This window comes from bacterium, from assembly GCA_024228115.1.
Classification (GTDB): domain Bacteria; phylum Myxococcota_A; class UBA9160; order UBA9160; family UBA6930.
Genome location: JAAETT010000139.1, coordinates 1 through 5,888 on the forward strand (window position 1 = coordinate 1; position 5,888 = coordinate 5,888).

Consider the following 5,888-nt stretch of genomic DNA (forward strand, 5'->3'; position numbering starts at 1 on the left):
AAGGGTGGCGCGACATCGAGAAGCTCGTCCGAGCTCTCACCGTGTCCGAAACCAGCGAAGAGGCGACTGCAAAGCGCGTCGCCTAGGATTCAAACCGGAGCCGCCGCTCAGAGAAGATCAACAGCGGACGGGACATCCCCAGATCCTCCATGGCGTCGACATTGCGGGTCGACAGAATGTCGGTCAGCACGCCGTCATTGTGCATGATAGTGCGAAGCAGGCCCAGGCCCTGGTCCTGGAAGGTCTCCGACTTCTCGTACCTGACGAGGTTCCGACAGTCTCCGAGATCGAGCCAGAGGATATTCGAAGTCTTCTTGTGGGAATGGGGCGCGAGGCCGCCGATGAGGTGTTTCGAGTGGCGGACCAGGGCGTCCGTCCCGTTGTCCTGCCAGTCCTCACGCATATCCTCGACAAAGTGACGGGACGTACGCATGGCGTCCCATAGCTCCTCATGGTTGGTCTTGACCAGATTGCGCAGCTCGTTCCAGCGGCCACTGATCCCCGGTGTGCGAGCCACTTTCGCGAGGTCCCTCAAGTCGTCACGAATCATCTCAGATCTCCTCCGTTGCACCTGGCACTTCTCTCGGTCGCGCTACCATGCGCTTATGTTGCTGCCCCGGAAGATAGAGGGTTTAAGCTGGGTTTTCGCTCAACGACTGTCATAGTCCATCCGTGTACCACCGTCGAGTAGAACGCGGCTCGGGCCGGCCTCGCGAGCTCTGACGATCTGGGCGGGCGCCTCTTCGAGACTGAGGAAGAGCTCAGTCACGCCGGCCCGAACGGTGACCATCGACGTCTCTAGACATCGCCTCCCTCGGCATTTCGTGCGGTAGCCTGTGACCCTGATGCCGGACTCCGAGCGCAACATCGAGAACGACGTTGCGCCGGCGCGGGACGCGCTCAGCGATGCCGAACGCTCGGCGATCCGCACGCGTTGCAAAGAAGAGGTCGCACGCGGCATCCCGGGGCTGGTCGAAGCGGCGCCCCCCGTGTCGCCGAAGCGCCGGAGACTCGGGCAGGAACTGTACGCCGGGCCGCTGGGTCAGGCCTTCGGCTTCCTCCACCTGTATGAGCGCACCGGGGCGAACGAGCAGATCGAGCTGGCCTGCCGCTATCTCGAAGTGGCTCTCGCTGCGCTCGACGATTCGGGCGTGCCGCGACCGGAAGAGTGGCTCTCGTTTCACGCGAGTGGAGGCGCGTCCGCCGTGGCCGCCGTGGTCTACGACCGGCTCGGCGACGCTGCCAGTTGTGCGCGGCATCTGGAGAGCTACCGGCGATTGGCCCCCCATGCGGCGGACCCGGAGTTCCCGAGCGAGGACCTGCTCTGGGGGCGCGGGGGCTTCTTCTTCGGCGCGGCCTTCTTGCGCTCGCTTCTCGGCGAGTCGAGCCTGCCGGAAGAGCTCGTGCTGGGCCCGCTCGAAGCGACGATCGCGACCGGCAGGCGGCACGCCGCGACACATGCGTCTGCGCTCACCCCCGGGCGTCATGGCCGGCCACCGCTCCTGTACATGAACCTGAACGCGTTCATGGTGGAGTGCTTCGCACGTTCCCTGATCGGTTCGCAGGCCCGATCTGCCAGAGCGCTTGCCGCCGTCGCAGCTCGCGTGCTGATCCGAGGCGCCGAGTGGCGCGAGCGGCTGTCCCGCAGATACGACATCGGCCTGGTCCACGGACTGGCCGGGAACCTGTATCTGATGATGCATTTTCCCGAGCTGCTCGAGCGGCTCGGCGCGACCGAAGACGTTCGCGCATCGCTCGACTGCCTGGTGGACTGCGTTGACGACGAGCGCGGCATGCTCGATCTGCTGCCGTCCAGCCTTCCCAAACCCGCGCACCGGAAGAAGCTGGGCGCACAAAGCGCTCCAGCGCATCTGGCGGGATGCGGTGGAGGCAGCCGAACTCCCGCCGATCTCGCTCTACGAGGGCACGAAGCACTCCATGGCCACGGACGCGATCCGCCGCGGCGTGTCCGAGCGCCACCTGCAGCGGTTCCTGGGCCACGCATCGGTCGAGTCGACGCGCCGCTACGCGCGCCTGGCCGACAACGCGATGCTGGAAGTGTTGCGGCCGATGGACGCCCCTCACCGACAAGCCACCGACAAGGTTTCACGAACGAAAGCCGAGCAAGATCGCGACGTTAAGCGTGGGCCCTCCTGGATTCGAACCAGGGACCATCCGGTTATGAGCCGGGTGCTCTAACCACTGAGCTAAGGGCCCTGCTCCGATGGTAGCGGCCGGGTGGCAGGGTTCCCGTTGGCCAGGGCGAGGGCAGCGAACGCGCCTGTCAGCACCAGCGAACGCGGTTGCAGAAATGCCCCTCCGCATGGATTCGAGCGGTGGGGAGCGTCACGATCCGCGTTTTTCGAGCGCTGCCCGGAAGCCCAGAAACTCGCTGGCGTTGTCCAACGTGATCAGGCCGACGATTCGCCCTTCGTGAGTTACCGGGAGTGCGCCCGACGGAGTTCCCTGGAGCCGAGCCAGGAGTGGTTCGAGCGGTTCGAGGGAATCGGCGGGCTGGATGTCTCCCTCCATCGCCTCCGCAACCGGGCGCTCTTGCCCACCTTCGGCCAATGCCTGGAGCAGCCGCGGCTGGGAGAGCATGCCCACGGCGCGACCGCCCTCGACCACCGGGAAGGATTTTTGCGAACCGGCGAGGGTCAACGCCACGGCACGCTGAAGCGGATCGCGAGGCGAGAGCGTTTCGAAATCCGTCAGCATGGCCTGGGCGACTGGGATGCCGGCCAATGCGTGCTTGAGCTGGGCCGCGTTGGCCTCGCCCGCCGCACCAATCCAGACGAAGAGCGCGATCAAGATCAGGAAGGGGTTGCCGAACAGGCCGAGCGCTCCGAAGCCGAGGGCCATGCTCTGCCCGATGCTTGCGGCGATCTGGGTTGCCCGCGCGTTCCCCATGCGAATGGCCAGCAGCGCGCGCAGGGCACGGCCGCCGTCCATGGGGAAGGCGGGCAGGAGGTTGAACACCACCAGGACGACGTTCACCATCATCAAACGTTCGAGGAAGGGGCCTCCCATCAGATCGAGGGAAGGCGCGCCGCCGGCGTCTCCGGCCAGGCGCAGGACGACCCACAGGATGCTGGCGATCACCACGTTCACGGCCGGCCCCGCCATCGCCACCCGAAATTCCTGGCCCGGATCTTCGGGCATGCTTTCGAGCCGGGCGACGCCGCCGATCGGGAGCAACGTGATATCGCGGGTCGCGATCCCGTAGCGCCGCGCCATCAGCGCATGGCCCAGCTCGTGAAGCACGACGCAGCCGAAGAGCGCGAGCACGAAGAAGAGGGTCGCGACGATCTCGGCCGGCGATTGGCCCGCCCGGAAACCGCTCATCGTGAACCACGCGAGCAGGATGAAGAACGTGGCATGCACGTAGACGGCGATGCCCGCCAACGTGCCGAGCTTGAAGGACCACTTCATGATGGTTGCAGGCTCCCTGGGACGCGAAGACTAGCCGAGGGAAACCGCAGGATGCTCCTTCGCGATCGGGCGAGCCGAGACGCGCTCATGCCAGGCCAGCACGTGTTCGAGCTCCGGTTGAATCGGGAGCTCGACGAGTCCGGCGGCGAAATCGATCGTGGTGAGTGCCAGGATGTCTGCGATCGTGAATTCGTTCCCCGCGATGTAGTCCTGGTGGGCGAGGACATCCTCCAGGAAACGTAGGAATTCACGCGCCTGGCCCCGGCTCTGCTCGGCGACCTCGGCGATCTGGTTGGGCATCACCGCCTTCGTGAACGGTGATCCGTGGAGCCAGGCCATGCCGACGGGGCGCATCAAGTTCAGCTCGATGCGGCGGCTCCACATCTCGATGCGCCCGATTTCCTCGGCTGTCGTCCCGAACAGCGGCGGATCCGGGTGAAGGGCCTCCAGGTAGCGACAGATCGCAACGGACTCGGCCAGGTGACTGCCATCGTCGAGCTCGAGCACAGGAATGCCGCCTAACTTGTTCACCTTCTCCAGGAACGTCGGATCGCGGTTTTCCCGCGCCATGATGTCCACCTTTTCGCTCGGGATCTCGAGATCCTTCTCGGCCAGGTAGAGGTGGACTCGTCTGGGATTGGGTGCACCCGCGTAGGTGTAGAGCTTCATGTCAGGTTCCGTTCGAAGAGGTCGAAGAGCCGAGCCCAATGGCGCTCGGCACCGAGCTCGTGGTAGGTGTCGCGCCCCGGGAATGCAAAGCCATGCTGGGTGCCCGGATACCACTCGATGCGATGGTTCGCGCCCGCGGCTTTCAGGTGGGTGGCGAGTGCATCGATCTGCTCCCGAGGCGCATAGGTGTCGAACTCCGCGCAGGCGAAATAGAGTTCGCCGGGGATCCGATCCAGCATGAGGTGGGGAGAGTCGTCTCGCTTGGTCACCAGTGGCGTGCCATAGATGGAGGCGACGGCAGCAAAACGCTCGGGAAAAGCCGCTGCGGCGGCCAGCGCGAACGGGCCGCTCATGCAGTAGCCCACCACGCCGGCGGGGCCTTCCTTTGCGCCGGCCTCGGTCGCCACGAACGCAAGCAGGGCCTTGGTGTCTTCTGCGACGAGCGCATTCGATAGATGACGCATCATCTCGAACATGCGCTTGATCCCCTCGTCCGTGAGCTCCATTCGGAATTCGCGGACCTTCCGGTAGTAGAGGTTTGGCAGGACCACGAAGTAGCCGGCGGCGGCGATACGCCGGGCCATCTCATGGAGCTCCTCCCGTTTGCCCGGTGCATCCATGAAGAAGAGCACGGTGGGGTGAGGGCCACCCGTCTCCGGCTGGACGACGAAGGTATTCATCTCGCCATCCGGCGTCGGCACGTCGATTTCACGTTGGAGCATCGAATCGAAGCTTACCCCGTCCCCGCTGGTTGACTTTCCGTGGCAGGATGTCCGCATGAGTCGAATCAAGACGATCCTGCTTTGGGTGATGGCGGTTCTCTACATGTTCGCCGGGTACAACCACCTGGTGAACCCGGCGTTCTACGTCGCGATCATGCCGCCGGAGCTTCCCAATCCGGAATGGTTGAATGTGATCTCGGGGCTCGCTGAAATCGTGCTCGGGGTCTTCCTGCTCGAACCGCGCACACGTGTGCTTGCAGCATGGGGGTTGATCGCCCTGCTCATCGCGGTGTTTCCCACCAATGTGTATGTGGCGGTGGAGAACGTCGGTACCGAGGGCCCGGGCAGCGGAAACGCCATGGCGAACATGATCCGCCTGCCCTTCCAGGCGCTCTTCATCCTGTGGGCCTGGTGGTACACCCGCCCGGATGCGGAGGGAACGGAATGACCATCCTGAAACGAATCGCGCAAGTCGTCCTCATTCTCGCCGTATTGGCGGCGGTCGCCTATCCGTTCCGCCGCGATCCCCTCGGTCCGATCGCGGGCAAGCAGCTTTCCGGCGTCGAGGTGTCCGGATGGCCGGCCGATTGGAGCTTCAGTGACGAGCACAACCTCATCGCGATCGAAGTTCGACCCGATGATCCACACTCGGTAACGGTCGTCTGCTTCGTGTACGAGAACTTCCTCTACGTTCCTTCCCAGGGCGCCGCCGAAAAGGATTGGACGCAGATGGTGCTCGCGGATCCGCGCGTACGTCTCAAGATTGGCGACGCGATCTTCAACGCTCGCGCGACCCGCGTGACGGATGAGTCCGATCGCCCTGGGATGTTCGCTGCCGCGGTGAAGAAATACCCACGGATCTCGGAGGCGGAAACCGAGTTGCCAGCCAACCTCTGGGTCTTTCGTATCGATCCTCCTACCTCTTAGCCTGAACTATGCACGAAAGTTGGCTGAGAAGCTGGCTTTCCAATGTTTCAGCGTGCCGCGCGGCGATTGACGCTGACGGATCTCGTTTTGGGTGGTCGATGCCCATTCCGTGGCGCGAATGCGGAGTGTGCTTCGGCG

At 64.4% G+C, this 5,888-nt stretch carries 8 protein-coding genes and 1 tRNA gene; 3 read left to right on the plus strand and 6 right to left on the minus strand.

Annotated features, from left to right (window positions below; all coding sequences use genetic code 11):
• Positions 1-82: 82 nt before the first annotated feature.
• Together GY937_06955 and GY937_06960 are read right to left on the minus strand one after the other, a co-directional pair.
• Positions 83-550, minus strand: a complete 468-nt coding sequence (locus GY937_06955; protein MCP5056453.1) for a hypothetical protein — start codon at positions 548-550, stop codon at positions 83-85.
• A 99-nt stretch (positions 551-649) separates the two neighbouring features.
• The gene (locus GY937_06960; protein MCP5056454.1) at positions 650-790 is read right to left on the minus strand and encodes a hypothetical protein; all 141 of its coding nucleotides are present in this window, start codon (positions 788-790) and stop codon (positions 650-652) included.
• Positions 791-845: 55 nt separating this feature from the next.
• Between GY937_06960 and GY937_06965 the strand changes: the two genes are divergently transcribed.
• Complete coding sequence (locus tag GY937_06965; GenBank protein ID MCP5056455.1) at positions 846-2,141, plus strand: hypothetical protein; 1,296 nt, start codon at positions 846-848, stop codon at positions 2,139-2,141.
• A gap of 3 nt (positions 2,142-2,144) precedes the next feature.
• Here GY937_06965 and GY937_06970 read toward each other — a convergent pair.
• From GY937_06970 to GY937_06985, 4 genes are all read right to left on the minus strand, one after another.
• Positions 2,145-2,217 (minus strand) — tRNA-Ile (locus GY937_06970).
• A gap of 129 nt (positions 2,218-2,346) precedes the next feature.
• Positions 2,347-3,432: a site-2 protease family protein gene (locus GY937_06975; protein MCP5056456.1), complete on the minus strand. Its 1,086-nt coding sequence runs from the start codon at positions 3,430-3,432 to the stop codon at positions 2,347-2,349.
• A gap of 30 nt (positions 3,433-3,462) precedes the next feature.
• On the minus strand, positions 3,463-4,101 hold the full coding sequence (locus tag GY937_06980) for a glutathione S-transferase (GenBank protein ID MCP5056457.1): 639 nt from the start codon (positions 4,099-4,101) through the stop codon (positions 3,463-3,465).
• Complete coding sequence (locus GY937_06985; GenBank protein MCP5056458.1) at positions 4,098-4,823, minus strand: dienelactone hydrolase family protein; 726 nt, start codon at positions 4,821-4,823, stop codon at positions 4,098-4,100. The genes GY937_06980 and GY937_06985 overlap by 4 nt, the downstream gene beginning before the upstream one ends.
• 55 nt (positions 4,824-4,878) lie before the next feature.
• On the opposite strand from GY937_06985, the gene GY937_06990 reads away from it, so the two are divergent.
• Both GY937_06990 and GY937_06995 read left to right on the plus strand, forming a co-directional pair.
• On the plus strand, positions 4,879-5,271 hold the full coding sequence (locus tag GY937_06990) for a DoxX family membrane protein (GenBank protein MCP5056459.1): 393 nt from the start codon (positions 4,879-4,881) through the stop codon (positions 5,269-5,271).
• Positions 5,268-5,750, plus strand: a complete 483-nt coding sequence (locus GY937_06995; GenBank protein ID MCP5056460.1) for a nitroreductase family deazaflavin-dependent oxidoreductase — start codon at positions 5,268-5,270, stop codon at positions 5,748-5,750. Before GY937_06990 ends, GY937_06995 begins: the two co-directional genes overlap by 4 nt.
• The last annotated feature ends 138 nt before the right edge of the window (positions 5,751-5,888 follow it).